Here is an 18,923-nt window from a genome sequence, read left to right on the forward strand (position 1 = left end):
TACTATCCCATACTTTACTAAAATTAATTAACACTGTCTAACAGTTTTTGAGTAATCTCTTGGATTGCTGTTTTAAGGGATTCACTAGCCTTGTAGGAGGATGTATTTTCACGGTCTGATACGCTGATTTTTTTATCGTAGTAGATAAAACCTAAAGCGTTGTCTTCTCCTACATGGCCTTTAATAAATTCCTCGTCGTCCTTTTCGGTTATCTTATTTCCAATTACCATTACATTGCTTACCCCGATGTCTCCAGCAAGTTTTTTTACTTTGTCGTACGTTTGGATACTTCTTTCACCAGGTTCAACAACTGTAATAAACGCATCCACGCCACTAGCAGTCCCTCTACCCAGATGCTCTATGCCTGCTTCCATATCCATAATGACTACGTCTTTTTCCCTAAGGATTAGATGAGTCATAAGATTTCTCAAAAGAACGTGTTCAGCACAAACGCAACCAGTACCGCCTGCATCTACACTACCCATAACCTAGACCTTTATCCCATCAAACATGGTTGCATACCTTTCAGGTATATCGTCTACTTTGGGGTTTAGTTTAAATGTAGACCCGTAAGTTCCACTTGGCGCTCCAGTACGTTCTTCTACCAAATCTTTCATTTCTGAAATTGGTATGATTTTAGATGCATCTCCTGTGTCCATTCCTAATGCCAATGCAAGGTTGGCATCTGGATCTGCATCTACAGCAAGAACATTGTATCCTAATTCAGCAAAACTTCTGCATAGTGCGGCGGAGAGAGTCGATTTGCCGACTCCGCCTTTTCCTGTAATAGCAATTTTCATTTAATCACCTATATTCCTAAGCGAGTTCTTTTTTCTTCTATACGGTCGATCATAGCTTGAGCAAGTTGAATTGGATCTTCATTAACGAAGAATTTAGCTCCAACTTTTTCTTCAATTCTGTTTGTCAATAAATCTGTGAAATTAGCTGAACCAGTTACTGGAGGTGTCACTCCTAAGAATACATCTACACCAGATGTAACGAAATAAGTACCAATAGCGATAGCCTTTTCACTCATCCATTCTGGAGCTGCTCCAACTACTGGAAGCACAGAGTTATCTACGCCTAAATACTTAGCAACTTCACTTACAAGTAGAAGAATTCTAGTATTGTCTACACATGATCCCATATGTAGAACTGGTGGAATGCCAACTCTTTCACATACTTCTTTAAGCCCTCTGCCTGCTAGTTCTTTTGCTTCAAATTCCATTAGGCCTGCTTTTGCCGCTGCTTGTGCTGCACAACCAGTTGTTACAACAATGATGTCATTTTTAATCATTTCTTTCATGATTGTAAGGTGGCTATTGTCGTGAGCAACTCTTGGATTATTACATCCTACAACGCCAGCTGCACCTCGAAGTACTCCAGCCATAATACAGTCAGCAAGTGGTTTTACTGTACCTAATTGATCAACATTGCTGTTTACAACTTTATCTAATCCGCCAACAATTGTATTGATGCTAAATCCTGCTATGGCTTTGCTTTTGTCTTCTGGAATTAATACTTTGTTTTTATCTCTGTTTTTGTAATTTAAAACAGCTTCTTTAACGATTTCTGTTGCAATTTCTAATGCACGTTCTTCATCAAACTCGATGAATCTAGCGCCTTCCATTTTTGCTTTTGGAGAAGTTGCAATAAATTGAGTGTGATAACATTCAGATAATCTTGCAAGTGCTGGGAAGATACATTGTACGTCAACGATTACAGATTCTAATGCACCTGTAATAATTGCAAGTTCTTGTTGATAGAAGTTACCAGCAACTCGAACACCATGTCTCATTAACACTTCATTACCAGTACAGCACATACCAACTAAGTTGATACCTTCTGCACCATTGTCTTTTGCTAATTGAATTAATTCTGGATTTTGAGATGCTAATACAATCATCTCAGACAATCCTGGTTCATGTCCGTGAACAAGAATATTTACCATATTTTCTTCTAGACATCCTAAGTTTGCTTCTGATTCTTTAGCAGTTGGTGTACCAAATATAATATCACTTACTTCAGTACCAAGCATAGATCCGCCCCAACCATTAGAAAGTGCAGTTCTCATAGATAATTCAAATATACTTTCTGAATCACTAGCACAACCTATGTGAGTAGAGTGCATGATAGAAACAACTTCTCTATCGATTGCTCTTGGTTCAATATTTAAGTCTGCCCATATTTTTTGTCTTTGCTCTGGTGCACGTTTGATAAATCTTTGTGTGCCAAAAGGCTTTCCAAATTCCATAAGAGCGATTTCTGCAACTTCGTGAGCGATCTCATAAATGTCTCTGCCTTCTGTCTCAACTTCGTACTCTTTTGCAAGGTTTAATAATTTTTCTTCATCTTTTATTTGATAGTCACCATCTGGAGCAGTCATATGTAATGTGTGAATAAGACTTCTTGCATGATCTGAATGGGCAGAGGTTCCAGCTGCAACCATTCTTGCGTAGTTTCTTGCTACGATTGTGTCCGCAGAAGCACCACAAAGACCTCTTTGTGCTCCCTTACCTTCAACTGGGCTAATTCTACATGGACCCATGTGACAAATTTTACAACAGATACCTTTTTCACCGAAACCACAACGTGATTTCATTGCAATTTCTCTGTCCCAAATTGTTTCAGCGCCATCTTGCTTTGCTTTTTCAATTAATGGACCAGCGGTTTTGTCAAACTTTAGAGCTTCATGACTCATTTTTGTAATCCTCCTTTTAAATAACATGACCTTTAAGATACTCAAATAACCTGTATATACAACTTTACAATATCAGTTTATATTTTGGTCACGTATTTGTCAATACTTAAATAAAATATTTACGAGTTTTTTGTTAATTTGTTGTCACTTGTGTAAAACGATTACTTCTTAGTAGTATAAAAGATAAATTTTACCATCCTTTTTATTGTTTGATGAATAAAAAGGTCTCTTATACTATATACCACTTTGCTTGTTTTTAAAAGACTTTATGTTTAAAGTTATTCTCTTTATAAGATCTTTTAATTTATAATTGAACTATTTTCTAATGAACAAAATGGAAAGATATTATTATTATTTTCTGAATCTTCTAACATTTAAAAATGTACATTTATATTTTGCAAAAACAAAATGCAATATCATCAATGTCAATATCTTTTTCTAAAACGACTCCAATTTGTGACTTATATAACAACTGTAATCGTATTCCTGGTTTTTGTATACACTTAATTTCTTTTCATCTTGTTAATATTTATGCACTAGATTGATTGAAAGCTTAAATCAGATAGTAGTAGTGGAAAAAGTGAAAAGAACTCACCTATACGCGAGATAAAGAAAGAATTTTCATAATCACCTTCTTTTTGAATATAAAAGTCACCAAAGTATTAAACGCTGGTGACTACAAAATTATTATACCTGTATCTTTACTTAGAATCAAAATCTAAATGTTCAATCGTCATCAGCATCTCTGTTTGGAGATTCTGTTTCTAGATTTAGTTCCTCTGCATTTTCTGGTTCTTTGGGAACGGGATTGAAGAAATCTTCGATTTTATCCCAAAGGTGATCTAAATCACAAGTCTGTGTTGGTCCCTGTCCCATCAGGTAATATCTGGTTTCTTTATTCTGTACGGGGCAATGATCTTCTACAAATAGCTTGCCGCTTTCTTTATCGATTTCTACTGGATATACTCTTTTGTCCTCAAAATAGCCTACTTGATCCACTGGAACGACAATTGAGATCACTTGTCCAATGGAAATGCTCTGTCCTTGAGTATAATTTGTATCGGGTGACAATATAAAGATAGATGTAGTATCATTATGGTTATCAACGGGCTCTAAACTATTTTTCTGAATTAGATTTCCCTTAATTAATTTGTTCGTATACTCACCATAAATTTGTGCAGATCTACTGCTGCTTCCAGATAAGGATTTATTGTCTACATTGCCTATCCACACAGAGGTCGTTATATTTCCAGTAAATCCAACAAACCATAGGTCTTTATTCTCATTGCTCGTCCCTGTCTTTCCACCAGTTATATATGAAGTTCTTGCATTTGTGCCTGTTCCTCGCCCAACAACGTCAACGAGGATATCTTTCATCTCACGAGCCGTTTCTGGCTTCATCATCTGCCAATTATTTTCTTCACTAGCTTGCCTTTCATAGATTACCTTTTTATTGGTATCCGTTATAGACTTTATAAAATAAACTTCATTAATAACACCTTCATTAGAAAAGGCACTAAAAGCTTGAGTCATTTCTATTGGTGTAATTCCATTTGTCATTCCACCTGTTGCGATAGCTAAATTATTGTAATCTTTTTGAGCAATCGTTGTAATGCCAAACTTTTTAATGTATTCTAAGGCATTGTTGGCGCCAATGGCATTCATGGTTTTAATTGCTGGTATATTTCTTGAATCTACAATAGCCTCCCTGGCCGTAAGATAACCTACAAATTTATTATCTACATTTCGGGGAGTATAACCTGCAATAGTAATAGACTCGTCTTTTATAAGTGAATTTGGCGTTAGTAACCCCTCATCAAAGGCCTTGGCGTAGATAAAGGGTTTAATAACAGAAGCTGGCGATCTAGGCTTACTTGCCATATCAATTTCGGTGTTTCCTCCATAGTATGCTAGTACAGCACCTGTAGAATGATCCACCGTCACAAGTGCACCTGTTGCTAGTTTGTCCAAGCCACTGGATCGGAGACCGTCATTTATGGACTTTACTCCTAGTGCTTGCACCCTACTATCGAGAGTTGTTTGAATCGTTAGTCCATCATTTTGTATGCTTTCCTTTGCGTCTTCTCGCGTAATCTCTCTATCAGGATATCTTTCTTGTAAAATCCGAACATATTCTAGTACTACTTGATTGATAAAAGTTCTGTATTCACCGTCTACTTTATCCTCATCATTCACTTCTGCACTGACAATTGTAATTTCCGCTTCCTTAGCTTTATTTGCTTCTTCTTCCGTAATATATTCTCCTGAAACCATTCTTCTCAGGACGATTTCTTGTCTTTTCTTTGCCAGCTCAAAATGTTCATCAGGCGCATAAGCACTTGGCGCTTGGGGGAGCCCAGCTAGCATAGCACTTTCTGCCAAATCTAAATCTTTTACATCCTTGCCAAAATATTTTATACTAGCTTCTTGAACGCCATATGTCCCAGAACCTAAGTAGATTTCATTTAAATACATCTCTAAAATCTGATCTTTACTGTACTTTTTTTCTAACTGCCTTGCTACCAACACTTCATTTACTTTTCTCATGACGGTCTGTTCTGTAGTAATATCTTCAAATAGATTTCGAGCTAATTGCTGTGTAATGGTACTAGCTCCTTCAGTTATTTCTCCTTCTTTCACATTGGTAAAAAGAGCCCTAACTATTCCTATTAGATCATAGCCTTTGTGTGAATAAAAGCGAGAATCCTCTACCGCAATAATTCCATCTTTAAGGTCCTGTGGCATATCCTGCAATTTCACATAAGTTCTATTTTGATTATATGCCTCTTCAATAAGTTCCCCATCTGATGATATGTATTGAGTTTTCTGATTAGGTTTATACTCATAACCTTGCACATCTACAGGAGAATAACTACATCCGAAAGCGACAAAGATTGCTATTAAGATGATGGAAATCACTAAGATTAATTTTTTTATCATTACACGCACCTCCTTTTTATAAGATGGTAAGCAAAAGCCTTAACCACCTTATTTACAATTTTTCACTTGCAACTAAATCACTTATATCTTTAGGCAACTCCGCCTCAAACCTCATCATTTCCCTCGTCCTGGGATGTAGAAATTTTATACTCTTTGCATGAAGGGCTTGTCTTTGTATCCATTCCATAGAATGGGGATTATACAGATTGTCACCAATTATTGGATGACCTATACCTTTTGCGTGGACTCGAATTTGATGGGTTCTTCCTGTTTCTAATTGCAACAGAATCAAAGTGTGATTCTTAAATCTCTTTATAACCTGGTAATGGGTAATAGCCCTCTGCCCTTCTTGCATGATTACTCTCTCAATAGAATCTTCATATGACCTTCCGATTGCTGCATCAATTGTATCCTTTTCAGCTTGAACAACACCTTCTACAATAGCCCAATATATTTTTTCTACTTTATTTTTTTTCATTTCATCTTGAATAAATTGGTGAGCAAATTTATTTTTTGCAATGACAATAATACCTGAAGTATCTCGATCTAGTCGGTTGACAAATCTAATTTTAGCTTGTACACCTATATTTTGCCAATGATAAGCAATGGCATTTGCTAAATTGCCCCTAGGATGACCTAATGTAGCGTGAGTTACAAAACCTGGTTCTTTGTTTAAAATCAGTATGTCCTCATCCTCATGAACAATAGTTATAGGAATATTTTCTGGCTCTGCATCAATATTCTCTTCGCCTAAGTAAACGATGACCTTATCACCTTTTGTTATAAAATAAGACAAGGTAACCTCTTGGTCATTAACTAAGATTTCTCCTTCTCTCTTAATCTTGCGAACTAATCTAGAAGAGTAGTTACAGTATTCTACAAGATAATCTCTAGCTCTAATTTTTACGGGGAGTTTTACTGTATACACATAAGTACGATAATTTTCACTATATTTCGACATAATTCCTCCTTAGTTATAAGAATTATACACAAATAAAGGAAAAAAGAAAAGATTAGTCCCTATCTTATCTGAATTCCCTTTGGATTCATTAATGACTATCGTAGATGCCTAGAGCACTAGCGCCTAGCAATCATCCATGACGACTGTGCTTTTTTATTTTTGCCTTACACAAAAAATAAAAAAGCACCCTAAGGTGCTTAAATGCTGAGTCCCAAAATGCCGTCCTCTAAATTTTGACGCCTAGACTAGTCTAGGTGGGTGTCCCGCCTTATGCCTCTGTCTTCCCCTCAAGGGGGCTTGACATTATCATAAGAACAAGAACTCCCGGTAAAAAATTGTAGGTTCAAAATATTAGAGTATGCCGTACATCTCAGGAACTCATTGTTTCTACATTGTTATTATACAACAAAATATCTAAAATATGAATAGCAAATCTTAACATTTTCATAATAGATTAGATTTATTATGATTTTTATAAGGTAGTTAAGGTAGAATATCATAGGTTGCAGGCTTCTAAATCCTTAAAATCCCTACATACCTTGCCAAACTTGATAGGGACAAGAAAAACCGGACATTACTCGCATATGGTAAGCAAAATCAGTGCTGTCTATAGATAAGTATACCTATATATATGTATCTATACTTACTTCATTTCCCATTTTTTTATATTTTTTTTAAAAAAATTCAACTATTGAATAGAATAAACTTGTAATCAAGCTGCTTAGGGTATACACTATATAAGGTTAATTTAAAAAAAGGAGCACATTAATGAAGTCTAATAAAATAATAAATATTGCTGTAATTGCCCATGTTGATGCTGGAAAATCTACTTTAGTAGATGCTTTTTTATCCTCTAGCGGTGTTTTTAGAGATAATGAAGATACCGTAGATTGTGTTATGGATAGCAACGACTTAGAAAGAGAAAGAGGCATTACAATTTATTCAAAGAACTGTTCTGTTATGTACAATGACATCAAAATAAACATAGTAGATACTCCTGGTCATGCAGATTTTTCTTCTGAAGTTGAACGAATCATCAAAACAGTAGATACTGTTATTCTTCTTGTAGATTCAAGTGAGGGTCCCATGCCTCAAACGCGTTTTGTATTAAACAAATCTCTTGAAATGGGTCTAAAGCCAATACTCTTGATTAATAAAATAGATAAACAAGACCAACGTGCAGAAGAAGTTGTAGATATGGTCTTTGATTTGTTCGTTGATCTAAATGCTAATGATGAACAACTAAACTTCCCTATACTATATGGTATTGCCAAACAGGGAATTGTAAAAAGAGAAATGGATGATGAATCAAATGGACTTATACCTTTGTTCGAGACCATTTTAGAACACGTAGATGCCTACCCTGACTTGACAGAGGACAACCTCCAATTACAAATATCCTCTCTTGCCTATGACGATTACTTAGGAAGATTAGGAATTGGTCGAGTTTATAAAGGTGTTATTAAGGAAGGACAAACTGTAGATATCGCAAAAATTGACGGTACTATTGGTAAAGGTAAAGTAAATCAAGTATTTGTATACAGAGGACTGAGCCGAACTTCCGTAAAAGAGGCAGAATGTGGCGATATCGTAGTAATATCTGGTATACCGGATATTACTATTGGTGAAACCATTGGCCAAATTGACAAGATCGAACCCATGGAAATGATTCATATTGATGAGCCTACTTTATCTATGAACTTCCTAGTTAACTCCTCTCCATTTGCAGGGAAAAGCGGGAAATATGTCACTACAAGGCATTTGAAAGCCAGATTAGAAAAAGAATTAGAGGTCAATGTAGGGTTAAAGGTAGAGTCCATTGAGGGAACAGATGGGTACAAGGTTTCTGGTCGTGGCGAATTACATTTATCCATTTTAATGGAAAACATGAGAAGAGAAAGCTATGAATTAAGTGCCTCTAAGCCTGAAGTTATCATGCGAAGAGAAAATGGCAAATTATTAGAGCCTATTGAAAAGGTAATAATCTCTGTTCCTCAACAATATTCCGGCACCGTTATTTCAAAGTTGAATGTACGAAAAGGTGTAATGGAATCTATGTCTGGTGAAGGAGAATACACAGACATCGAATATCTCGTGCCTACAAGAGGCTTACTTGGCTATGCTAGTGAATTCATCAATGACACCAGAGGTGAAGGAACATTAGTAAGAAGATTTGAGCGATTTGAAGAGTATAAAGGTGATATTCCACAAAGAACAAATGGAGTACTGATTTCTCAATTTGACGGAGAAGCTATGGGGTATGCCTTAAACAATCTTGCCGAAAGAGCAGAGCTCTTCATTGAACCAGGTACTAAAGTATACGAAGGCATGGTTATCGGCTTAAACTCTAGAAACGATGATATGACTGTAAACCCAACAAAAGCAAAAAAACAAACAAATGTCCGTGCCTCTGGCTCAGATGATGCTATAAAATTAGCACCAGCGAAAATCATGAGTTTAGAAGAAGCACTCGTATTCATCAACGACGACGAACTAGTAGAAATCACTCCAGATGCCATTCGTATTCGAAAGAAATTATTGACGGAACTGGAACGAAAGAGATATAGAAATCATTCACAAAGAGCATAGCTCAGTTCTAAGTTGTATGTTTTAAGTTCTAAGTAAAAGATATGTCCACCGATGGTGACCACAATGATAAAGAAGGTGAGCCACATTTAAATGTAGCCCACCTTCTACTTATTATTTGAGCCCCTTATGGGGCTGTTTTGTTTTTCCCCAAAAGAATACCTAAGGGCTTTTACATAGAACGTAGATCTTACAACTTACAACTTAGAGGTATTCCCCTATAGTATCGTAAGTAATATCCTTATTTTCCATTAATGCCTTTAATGCTATAATATACGCATTTACGGTGTCAAAGCTCGTAAAACACGGTACATTTAACATTTGGCAGTAAGAACGAATTTGGAATCCTATTCTATCTGGGTCTTTTCCTATTGTTGGCGTATTGACAACTGCGCAGATTTCCCCACTCTTGATTTGCCCCTTAATTTCTTCTATCTGAGATTTATTTATAATCTCTGATTCTAAACCATTGTCTTTAAAATACTTATAAGTATGGTCTGTAGCGAGAATATCATAACCTAAAGTTTTAAATTCTTTTCCATATTCTATGCTTTCTGCTAGATCTCTTTCATTAATTGTAAAGAGAACCTTACCTTTTAAATCAAACTTATATCCAGCACCTAAAAATGCTTTTAACAATGCCAGCTCATATTTTTGGTCTACCCCTAATACTTCACCTGTAGATTTCATCTCAGGAGTTAAAGCAGGGTCTACATCTAGTAGCTTCTGAAAAGAGAATACCGGGGCTTTTACAGCAATTAATTTGCCACCTTCCCTAAGTCCAATTCCATAAGATAAATCTTCTAATTTATCTCCTAAAATAACATTCATGGCTAAATCAATCATTGGCACACCTGTTACCTTGCTCATAATTGGCACTGTTCGAGATGCTCTAGGATTGACTTCTATAATATAAACTTCCTCATTTTGAATAGCAAACTGAATATTAACTAAGCCCTTTACATTTAAGGCTCGTGATATTTGCTTTGTATAATCTACAATTTTTTCTACTACACCTGGACTCATATTTTGTGGAGGATATACGCTAAAACTATCTCCTGAATGGACACCTGTTCTTTCGATATGCTCCATAATACCAGGTATTAAAATATCCGTTCCATCGCTAATAGCATCAATTTCCACTTCTTTACCTAAAATATATTTATCAATAAGTATAGGATGTTCTGTAGAAATTCGAGCTGCTTCTTTCAGGTACTTAACGAGTTCTGATTCATCATAAACCACTTGCATAGCCCTTCCCCCTATGACGTAAGATGGGCGGACGAGTACAGGATAACCTATTTCTTTTGCAGCTGCTATCCCTGCCTCTTTACTTGTAACGGCTGTTCCTCTTGGACGTAAAATATTCAACTCTTGGAGCAATCGGTCAAAGCGTTCTCTGTCTTCAGCTACGTCAATGGCATTAACTGATGTCCCCAGAATCTGAACTCCCCGATTCATGAGCTTTTCAGCTAAGTTTAATGATGTTTGCCCACCAAATTGAACAATGACACCTTTGGGCATTTCCCTTCGAATGACATTGTACACATCCTCAATAAATAATGGTTCAAAATATAATTTATCTGCTGTATCAAAGTCTGTACTGACTGTTTCAGGATTATTGTTGATAATAATAGACTCATAGCCACATTTTTGTATAGCCCAAGCTGCATGAACAGAACAGTAATCAAACTCGATTCCTTGACCAATTCGAATTGGACCTGATCCTATGACGATGATTTTTTCTTTTTTGCTGATGACATTTTCATCTTCTGTTTCATAAGTAGAATAATAGTAAGGGGTTGAAGATTCAAACTCTCCAGCACAAGTATCAACCATTTTATATACCGGATATAAATGATGAGCTCTTCGAATGGCATCGATGACCTTGCTGCTTTCACCAGATAAAATTTCAATTTCCTTATCTGTAAATCCTAATTTCTCAGCCTTATAAAGTAACTCGTAATTTAATGGCTGGTTCATCATTTCCTTTTCTACATTGATGATGTTATTAAACTTGTTTAAAAACCACTCATCTATTGCAGTAATTTCGTGAATTCTATCAATCGAGATACCTCTTCGAAGACCTTCAAAGATTGTAAAGATTCGACTGTCATCTGCAACATAAAATAAATCTTCTACTTCTTTATTGCTTAATTTTTCTAAATCTTGTTTTCTCATAGAAATAATATTGCCTTCTAATGAGATAACTGCTTTTAGAAAAGAACTTTCAAAGTTACGGTCAATAGCCATCACCTCTCCAGTAGCCTTCATTTGGGTACCTAATTTCCGATTAGCATACTCAAACTTATCAAATGGCCATTTTGGTATCTTAATAACCACATAATCTAAAGTAGGTTCAAAGGCAGCCTTTGTCTTTTTTGTTACAGCGTTGTCAATTTCGTGAAGTTGTAGTCCAACTGCTATCTTAGCGGCAATTTTTGCAATAGGATAGCCTGCCGCTTTTGACGCTAGGGCTGAAGATCGACTTACTCTTGGGTTAACCTCAATGACAATATACTCTTTACTCTTAGGGTTTAGGGCAAATTGAATATTGCACCCACCTTCAATCTTTAAAGCTCGAATGATTTTAAGAGCAGATTCTCTAAGCATATGATACTCATTATCTGTTAGGGTTTGAGAAGGAGCTACAACGATGCTATCTCCAGTATGTATTCCTACAGGATCTATATTTTCCATATTGCAGATGATTATGCAAGTGTCGTTGCTGTCTCGCATGACTTCGTACTCTAACTCTTTCCATCCAGCCACACTTTGTTCAATTAAGACTTGATTAATAGGGCTAAACATAATTCCCGTATGAACAATCTCACGAAGTTCTTCTTCGCTCTCGGCAATGCCTCCCCCTGTACCCCCTAAAGTATAGGCAGGTCGAATAATCAATGGAAATCCAATCTTTTTTGAAAAAGCCACACCGTCTTCTACAGTAGAGATAATTTCACTGCTAGGAATAGGCTCTCCTATTTCTTCCATTAAAGCTTTAAAGCTTTCACGATCTTCTGCTTTTTCAATAGCTTCTAAAGATGTTCCAAGCAATCGAACCTTATACTTGTCTAGCACACCTGCTTTTTCTAGTTCTACTGCCATATTTAGCCCTGTCTGCCCTCCAATAGTAGCAAGTAAGCCATCTGGTCTTTCTTTATCAATAATATAAGTAATCGCTTCTAAATTAATCGGTTCTATATATACCCGATCTGCAATATTTTCATCTGTCATAATCGTAGCAGGATTGCTATTGACTAATACTACTTCCATTCCCTCTTCTCGTAAAGCCTTACAAGCTTGAGTTCCTGCGTAATCAAATTCAGCCGCTTGACCAATAATAATAGGGCCAGAACCGATTACTAAAACCTTTTTAATGTCAGTTCTCTTAGGCATAGTCTTCACCTGCTTTCAAATTATGTAGCCATTCGTCAAATATACTATGTCCGTCAATAGAGCCAGGTCCTTCTTCTGGATGAAATTGAACAGCCTTTATAGAAAATTTAGGATATGCAAACCCCTCTAATGTATTATCATTAATGTTCATGTAGGTTTTTTCTACGTAGGAAGGAAGCGAATTTTCCTCTACTGCATAGCCATGATTTTGAGAAGAGATTAGTATTTTTCCAGTTGTAATGTCCTGCACTGGGTGATTTGTTCCTCTATGACCAAATTTCATTTTATAGGTATCTCCACCTAATGCTAATGCCAGTATTTGATGTCCTAAGCAAATCCCCCATATGGGTATAACACCTGTTAACTGCTTTACTAATTCAATGACTTCAGTGCAATTCTTGGGATCTCCTGGACCATTAGAGATTAATAATACCTCGATGCCATCCTCTACAATCTCTTCTTTTTTTGTGTCATAAGGATAAATGTTTATACTGCAATTTCTTTTTTGTAAATGATTTATAATTCCATCCTTTAGTCCTAAATCTAAAATACCTACCTTTATTCCTCTTCCCGGAAAACACTCTTTCTTTTTTCGAGATACTATTTTAACTACATCTTTAGGAAATTCATAATCTTGTAATAACGCCTCTGGATTCTTTAGCTCTTCTGAGGTAATTAAGCATTTCATACTGCCCTTTTCGCGAACCTTTTTTGTGAGCATTCGGGTATCCACATCATATACTCCAGGAATATCATGCTCTTTTAAGAATTGATCAAGGGTTTCATAGCTCTCGTAGTGGTTTGGTATTTTTGCATACTCTCTTACAATAAATGCTTTTAAATGAATTGTTGATGATTCTTTGTCTTTTTTATTAATGCCATAATTTCCTATTAATGGGTAAGTCATAATAACTACTTGTTCCTTATAAGAAGGATCCGTCAAGACTTCCTCATACCCTGTCATTCCCGTATTAAATACCAATTCTCCCACTACCGTTTTATTAACGCCAAAAGTTTTGCCTTCTAATTTTGTTCCATCTTCTAAATAGATGAATGATTTCATTCTATTTCCCCCAGCACGCTTTTTAGGATTGCTATACCTTCGTCAATTTGTTCTATTGTAATAATAAGTGGTGGTACAAAACGAATTACATTGGCTCCTGAAGATACTAGGAGCAGTCCCTTTTCCATGGCTTTATTAACAATAACTCCAACAGGTGCTGTCACTTCAATTCCTTGAATTAGACCCATTCCCCTTATATCTACTATAGTGTCAAAGGAATTTTTTAATTCTTCTAAGGATTTCTTCAAATGATTTCCTTTTTCTTTAACACTTTCTAATACTCCATTTTCCATAATCTCTGTCAAGACTACTTTTGCAGCAGTAGTAGAGATAGAGTTTCCACCAAAAGTAGATGCATGAGTACCTGGTGTAAATTCTTTAGAGAATTTCTTTTTAGCAATAATACCACCTATAGGAATTCCGTTTCCTAAACCTTTTGCAAAAGTGACAATATCTGGCACCACACCTAATTCTTGATAAGCAAATAAGCTACCTGTACGTCCAATTCCTGTCTGTACTTCATCAAAGATTAAGACAATATCTTGCTCATCACAGATTTTTCTTACTTGTTTTAAGTAATCAATATCTACAGGATATATGCCACCCTCTCCTTGAATAGGCTCTAAGATGATAGCAGAAGTCCTCTCTGAAATTTGAGATTTTAAGTCTTGAAGATTATTAAACTCTACTCTCTTTACCGTTGGGAGCAAAGGAGCTAAGTTTGCATGATATTTCTCTTGACCAGTCAATGAAAGAGCCCCCATAGTTCTGCCGTGAAAAGATTTATTCATGCCGATGATCTCGTAACAATCCTGTCCTTTGTTTTTTTCGCTGTAAATTCGACTTAATTTTAATGCCGATTCTACCGCTTCTGCTCCACTATTGCAGAAAAACACTTGATCTAGCCCAGAGTATTTTACCAACAATTCAGCTGTTTCGACCTGTGGCTTCGTCCAATAAAGATTGGAAACATGGTTCATCTTTTGAAGTTGTTCTGTTATAGCCTTTACAAAAGCGGGGTGAGCATACCCCAAGCAATTCACAGCAATACCAGCTACAAAATCTAAGTACTTCTTTCCTTTATCATCATACAAATAAACTCCCTCGCCCTTTTCCAATACTAGTGGAAAACGAGAATAAGAGCTCATAATATATTCGTTACCTTTTGTAATGGTTTTATTTTCCATAATAATCGTCCTTTCGTTTACATATATATACTTTATATTTTTTTGGTGAAAGCTGAACTATTTATAGTTGGACGGGAAAAGCAAAACTCGCCTATAGCCGAGAAAAGTTTTAGACTCCGTTAGGAGCCATCCAGTACGCTAGCGAAGGATCTCGCCAATCTAGCTATTTAAGTACACACCACATACTATAAGAATTTATATTAATTGAACAATGAAAAATGAATATTGAACATTACAAATATGCGATTACTTGTTTGATTTTATACTGTTAATTGTTCTTCGTTCATTGTTCACTATTCATTGCGACGTAAGTCGCATATTTGACCACCTTACCGCCTAAAAAGTGCCTTCGGCACTTTTTACGGCATTAACATTGTTCCTATACCGGAATTTGTAAAAAGTTCTAATAGAATACTGTGTTCGACCCGCCCATCTAGTATATGTACTCCAGCTACTCCATTTTTGATGCTTTCTGCGCAGCAATCTACTTTAGGAATCATCCCACCTTGTATAATTTTGTCGTCTTTGTATTTCTGTATTTCATCTACTTTAATCTTTGATATGAGGCTGGTCTTGTCTTTTACATCTCTTAAGACCCCTTCTACGTCTGTTAAATAAATCAATTTTTCTGCACCTAATTCAGCAGCTATGGCTCCAGCTACGTAGTCTGCGTTGATATTATAGGTGTTATTGTCTTCGTCGCAAGCAATAGGCGCTATGACAGGAATAAAGTTCTTTTCAATTATTGCTGTAATCAACTCTGTCTGAATGGTGTCAATTTCTCCTACCCAACCGATATCTACGCCATCTAGAAGTTTTTTCTTAGCAATAATACTTCTTCCGTCCTTTCCACTAATACCTACTGATTTTATGCCTTGCTTTTCAAACAACTGGACGATCTCTTTATTCACATTGCCAGAGAGTACCATTTCAACGATTTCCATAGTTTCATCATCTGTAACTCGGAGACCTTGAATAAATTTGGGTTCTTTGCCAATTTTCACTAACATTTCACTGATTTTTTTACCTCCGCCATGGACGACCACAGGTTTGATTCCTACTAATTTCATCAAACTAATGTCCTTAATAACAGACATCTTTAGCTCCTCATCAATCATGGCGCTTCCGCCATATTTTATGACAATGATTTTATTATTAAATTTTTGAATATATGGGAGAGCTTCCACCAAGGTTTTAGCTCTTATAATCGACTTATCCATTTTAAACTCCTAATCTATTGTGTTTATACTGTATTATTTTTATTTCTAAAAACCATTCTCTACTACCAGCGTTATGATCTATATTCACCATTTATCTTTACATATTCATAGCTTAAATCACAGCCCCAACCTGTAGCAGCGTATTGCCCTTCATTTAGCTCTAGAAGAATTTGTATTTCATTGTTTTTTAGAATATGAAAAGCTTTATTTTCATCAAAACTTACAGGTAATCCCTTTTCTGTAAGCAATATTTTTTCTCCACCGCTCATAAAGTATAAGGTAGATTTATCGGGATCAAAATCTGCTCCCGAATAGCCTGCTGCGCAAATAACACGACCCCAGTTTGCATCTTCTCCAAACATAGCTGTTTTTACTAAATTAGAAGTTAGAATGGATTTGACTACTGCCTTCGCATCTTCTTTACTCTTTGCTCCAGTTACTGTTACTTCAATAAATTTACTTGCCCCTTCTCCATCTTTTACAATAGATTGAGCTAAGTGCTTATTCACATATAAGAAGGCTTCGTAAAAAACTTCATAATCTTGATTTTTTTCATTTATTTTCGGATTATCTGCCATGCCATTGGACATTGCCATAACCATATCATTGGTACTTGTATCCCCATCAACAGAGATCATATTGTAGGTGTCTTGAGTAATTTCTTTTAAGGCATCTCTAAACAACCCTTGGTCAATGTTTACATCTGTAGTTATAAAAGAGAGCATCGTCGCCATATTAGGATGAATCATCCCAGACCCTTTAGCCATACCACCAATGTGTACTTCTTTTCCTCCGATTTCAACTTTAACGGAGATTGTTTTGATAACTGTATCGGTGGTCATAATAGCCTCTGCAGCATGGACTCCAGATAAGACGTCATTATCTACTTCAGGGTATAGCTCTCTAATTCCTTTGACGATTTTTTCAATAGGCATAGAGACGCCAATGACCCCTGTAGACGCTACTAAAATTTCTTTTTCATTAACCCCTATTAAATTAGCCATAGTTTGAGCCATGGTTTGGGCATCTTCTACACCCTTTTTACCTGTACAAGAGTTGGCATTTCCACTATTTACCACCAATGCCTTTATAGTAGAATGATTTTTGTAAATATCATGATTCCATAAAACAGGAGCTGCTTTTACTTTGTTGGTAGTAAACGCTGCTGCTAGACTACAGGGAGCGTCGCTGACCAAAATAGCTAAATCCTTTCTCGCCTTTTTAAGACCTATAAACTTACCTCCCGCTTTAAATCCTTTAGGTGCAATAATACCACCTTCAACTATTTTCATATTTTCACACTTCTTTCATTTTAATTGTAGATTTCATCTTGTAGCAATACATTCCCTGAATGTAGAATTGTAATTTTCGAATAAGGCTACAAGATGGTAAGGGGTAAGCCAAAACAACGCTCGCCTTCAGGCGAGGTAGTGGTCCAACCTTTCAACATCCTTACTTTACAAGTTCCGCTTTCCGTATTCTGCTTTCCTATTTTAAATCGGAAACATTGGCACATAATCCAATCCCGTCTTTTCCTCCCAGCCAAATAAAAGATTCATATTCTGTACGGCTTGGCCGGCAGCACCTTTTACTAGATTGTCTATCGCTCCGATAATAATTATAGTATTTGTCCTATTATCTATATTTAAACCAATATCGCAATAGTTTGATCCCTTAACCCATCTCGTCTCTGGGTTTTTGCCCTTGGGCAATAATCTTACAAAATATTTGTCTTTATAGAATTCCTCGTATACTGAGTAGATTTCATCAATGCTCTTTTCTTCCTTTAATCTCACATAGGAAGTGGCTAAAATCCCTCTATTCATAGGGACGAGATGTGGAGTGAAGAGGAGCTTAATATCTTCTCTTGCAATGTTAGATAATTGTTCTTCAATTTCTGGCGTATGTCTATGTGAAGCTACTTTATACGCTTTTATGGACTCATTTGCTTCCGTATAGTGAGTAGAAAGATCTAAACCTCTACCTGCACCAGTTACACCAGATTTTGCATCGATGACGATAGACTTCTTATCTATATAACTTTTATCCATTAAAGGTGCTAGGGACAATATGCTGCAAGTAGTATAACAACCTGGATTGGCTATTATATTTGTATTTACAATTTCCTCTCTGTTTAATTCGCATAACCCGTATACTGCTTTTTCTAACAATGGTACACTTCCGTGTTTCGTATACCAACTTTCGTATACCTCCACATCTCTAATCCTAAAGTCCGCACCTAAATCGATGACTTTTACTTTATTTAAGAGTTCTTCCGTCACTACATTAGATGCTACACCATGAGGTAAAGCTAAAAAAATCACATCTACTTCTTCGCTGAGTTTCTCCATATCATTTTCAGAAAAAATCAAATCGCTTATTTTTATGTAATTCCCATAGGAATTATCGTATCTTTCATTAATATTGCTTCTAGAAGTAATTGTACTTACATCTACATTGGGATGCTGATATAATAGCCTTATTAACTCTTGACCTGCATAACCTGAAGCACCAACAACTGCCACTTTAATCATTAGGAACACCTTCTTTTATTTTTAATGAATCTATTTTAACATGATTTGCATAAATTTGCATTATTGTTATTGCATATTATACATCATTGATGTATAATTATTCAATACTTATTTGAATTTATTTTTGGAGGGAAAAACAATGAAAGAAAAAGTAATCCTAGCTTATTCCGGAGGATTAGATACAACAACTATTATACCTTGGTTAAAAGAAAACTATGATTATGATGTAATCTGTGTTTGTATAGACGTAGGACAAGGGCAAGAAATTGACGGTCTCGAAGAAAGAGCTCTTTCTTCTGGAGCAAGCAAATTGTACATTGACGATGTGACAG

At 36.0% G+C, this 18,923-nt stretch carries 13 protein-coding genes and 1 other RNA gene; 2 read left to right on the forward strand and 12 right to left on the reverse strand.

What is annotated here, in order from left to right; translation table 11 throughout:
* Positions 1-23: 23 nt before the first annotated feature.
* From Q7P22_RS14965 to ssrS, 6 genes are all read right to left on the reverse strand, one after another.
* On the reverse strand, positions 24-485 hold the full coding sequence (locus Q7P22_RS14965; RefSeq protein WP_369695510.1) for a hypothetical protein: 462 nt from the start codon (positions 483-485) through the stop codon (positions 24-26).
* Between the two features lie 3 nt (positions 486-488).
* The gene (locus Q7P22_RS14970) at positions 489-800 is read right to left on the reverse strand and encodes an AAA family ATPase (RefSeq protein WP_369695511.1); all 312 of its coding nucleotides are present in this window, start codon (positions 798-800) and stop codon (positions 489-491) included.
* An 8-nt stretch (positions 801-808) separates the two neighbouring features.
* Positions 809-2,701 (reverse strand): anaerobic carbon-monoxide dehydrogenase catalytic subunit, encoded by a 1,893-nt coding sequence (cooS, locus tag Q7P22_RS08735; RefSeq protein WP_303863241.1) that lies wholly within the window; start codon positions 2,699-2,701, stop codon positions 809-811.
* 726 nt (positions 2,702-3,427) lie between these two features.
* Entirely contained in the window at positions 3,428-5,641 is a 2,214-nt protein-coding gene (locus Q7P22_RS08740; protein WP_303863244.1) for a transglycosylase domain-containing protein, read from the reverse strand.
* A 52-nt stretch (positions 5,642-5,693) separates the two neighbouring features.
* Complete coding sequence (locus Q7P22_RS08745; protein ID WP_303863247.1) at positions 5,694-6,602, reverse strand: RluA family pseudouridine synthase; 909 nt, start codon at positions 6,600-6,602, stop codon at positions 5,694-5,696.
* Positions 6,603-6,807: 205 nt separating this feature from the next.
* Positions 6,808-6,982, reverse strand: a non-coding RNA gene (ssrS, locus tag Q7P22_RS08750) — 6S RNA.
* Between the two features lie 388 nt (positions 6,983-7,370).
* Here ssrS and typA point away from each other — a divergent pair.
* The gene (typA, locus tag Q7P22_RS08755; protein ID WP_303863250.1) at positions 7,371-9,191 is read left to right on the forward strand and encodes a translational GTPase TypA; all 1,821 of its coding nucleotides are present in this window, start codon (positions 7,371-7,373) and stop codon (positions 9,189-9,191) included.
* Positions 9,192-9,392: 201 nt separating this feature from the next.
* On the opposite strand, the gene carB is transcribed toward typA, so the two are convergent.
* From carB to argC, 6 genes are all read right to left on the reverse strand, one after another.
* Positions 9,393-12,587: a carbamoyl-phosphate synthase large subunit gene (gene carB / locus Q7P22_RS08760; RefSeq protein ID WP_303863253.1), complete on the reverse strand. Its 3,195-nt coding sequence runs from the start codon at positions 12,585-12,587 to the stop codon at positions 9,393-9,395.
* Entirely contained in the window at positions 12,580-13,650 is a 1,071-nt protein-coding gene (locus tag Q7P22_RS08765) for a carbamoyl phosphate synthase small subunit (protein WP_303863256.1), read from the reverse strand. The genes carB and Q7P22_RS08765 overlap by 8 nt, the downstream gene beginning before the upstream one ends.
* Positions 13,647-14,837, reverse strand: coding sequence for an acetylornithine transaminase (locus tag Q7P22_RS08770; RefSeq protein WP_303863259.1), 1,191 nt, complete (start codon positions 14,835-14,837; stop codon positions 13,647-13,649). Before Q7P22_RS08770 ends, Q7P22_RS08765 begins: the two co-directional genes overlap by 4 nt.
* Before the next feature lie 359 nt (positions 14,838-15,196).
* Positions 15,197-16,057: an acetylglutamate kinase gene (gene argB / locus Q7P22_RS08775; protein WP_303863261.1), complete on the reverse strand. Its 861-nt coding sequence runs from the start codon at positions 16,055-16,057 to the stop codon at positions 15,197-15,199.
* 71 nt (positions 16,058-16,128) lie between these two features.
* On the reverse strand, positions 16,129-17,349 hold the full coding sequence (gene argJ, locus Q7P22_RS08780; protein ID WP_303863263.1) for a bifunctional ornithine acetyltransferase/N-acetylglutamate synthase: 1,221 nt from the start codon (positions 17,347-17,349) through the stop codon (positions 16,129-16,131).
* A gap of 201 nt (positions 17,350-17,550) precedes the next feature.
* Positions 17,551-18,591: an N-acetyl-gamma-glutamyl-phosphate reductase gene (argC, locus tag Q7P22_RS08785; protein WP_303863265.1), complete on the reverse strand. Its 1,041-nt coding sequence runs from the start codon at positions 18,589-18,591 to the stop codon at positions 17,551-17,553.
* Positions 18,592-18,730: 139 nt separating this feature from the next.
* On the opposite strand from argC, the gene Q7P22_RS08790 reads away from it, so the two are divergent.
* A partial coding sequence (locus Q7P22_RS08790) for an argininosuccinate synthase domain-containing protein (RefSeq protein WP_303863268.1) occupies positions 18,731-18,923 on the forward strand: 193 nt, incomplete at its 3' end.

The organism is Alkalibaculum bacchi, assembly GCF_937875145.1.
In the GTDB taxonomy this organism is placed as follows: domain Bacteria; phylum Bacillota; class Clostridia; order Eubacteriales; family Alkalibacteraceae; genus Alkalibaculum; species Alkalibaculum bacchi_A.

What these genes read in the sequence shown, in the direction of transcription:
- Q7P22_RS14965 (WP_369695510.1), bottom strand. Translation starts at nt 485, where the DNA reads ATGGGTAGTGTAGATGCAGGCGGTACTGGTTGCGTTTGTGCTGAACAC.
- Q7P22_RS14970 (WP_369695511.1), bottom strand. Translation starts at nt 800, where the DNA reads ATGAAAATTGCTATTACAGGAAAAGGCGGAGTCGGCAAATCGACTCTC.
- cooS (WP_303863241.1), bottom strand. Translation starts at nt 2,701, where the DNA reads ATGAGTCATGAAGCTCTAAAGTTTGACAAAACCGCTGGTCCATTAATT.
- Q7P22_RS08740 (WP_303863244.1), bottom strand. Translation starts at nt 5,641, where the DNA reads ATGATAAAAAAATTAATCTTAGTGATTTCCATCATCTTAATAGCAATC.
- Q7P22_RS08745 (WP_303863247.1), bottom strand. Translation starts at nt 6,602, where the DNA reads ATGTCGAAATATAGTGAAAATTATCGTACTTATGTGTATACAGTAAAA.
- typA (WP_303863250.1), top strand. Translation starts at nt 7,371, where the DNA reads ATGAAGTCTAATAAAATAATAAATATTGCTGTAATTGCCCATGTTGAT.
- carB (WP_303863253.1), bottom strand. Translation starts at nt 12,587, where the DNA reads ATGCCTAAGAGAACTGACATTAAAAAGGTTTTAGTAATCGGTTCTGGC.
- Q7P22_RS08765 (WP_303863256.1), bottom strand. Translation starts at nt 13,650, where the DNA reads ATGAAATCATTCATCTATTTAGAAGATGGAACAAAATTAGAAGGCAAA.
- Q7P22_RS08770 (WP_303863259.1), bottom strand. Translation starts at nt 14,837, where the DNA reads ATGGAAAATAAAACCATTACAAAAGGTAACGAATATATTATGAGCTCT.
- argB (WP_303863261.1), bottom strand. Translation starts at nt 16,057, where the DNA reads ATGGATAAGTCGATTATAAGAGCTAAAACCTTGGTGGAAGCTCTCCCA.
- argJ (WP_303863263.1), bottom strand. Translation starts at nt 17,349, where the DNA reads ATGAAAATAGTTGAAGGTGGTATTATTGCACCTAAAGGATTTAAAGCG.
- argC (WP_303863265.1), bottom strand. Translation starts at nt 18,591, where the DNA reads ATGATTAAAGTGGCAGTTGTTGGTGCTTCAGGTTATGCAGGTCAAGAG.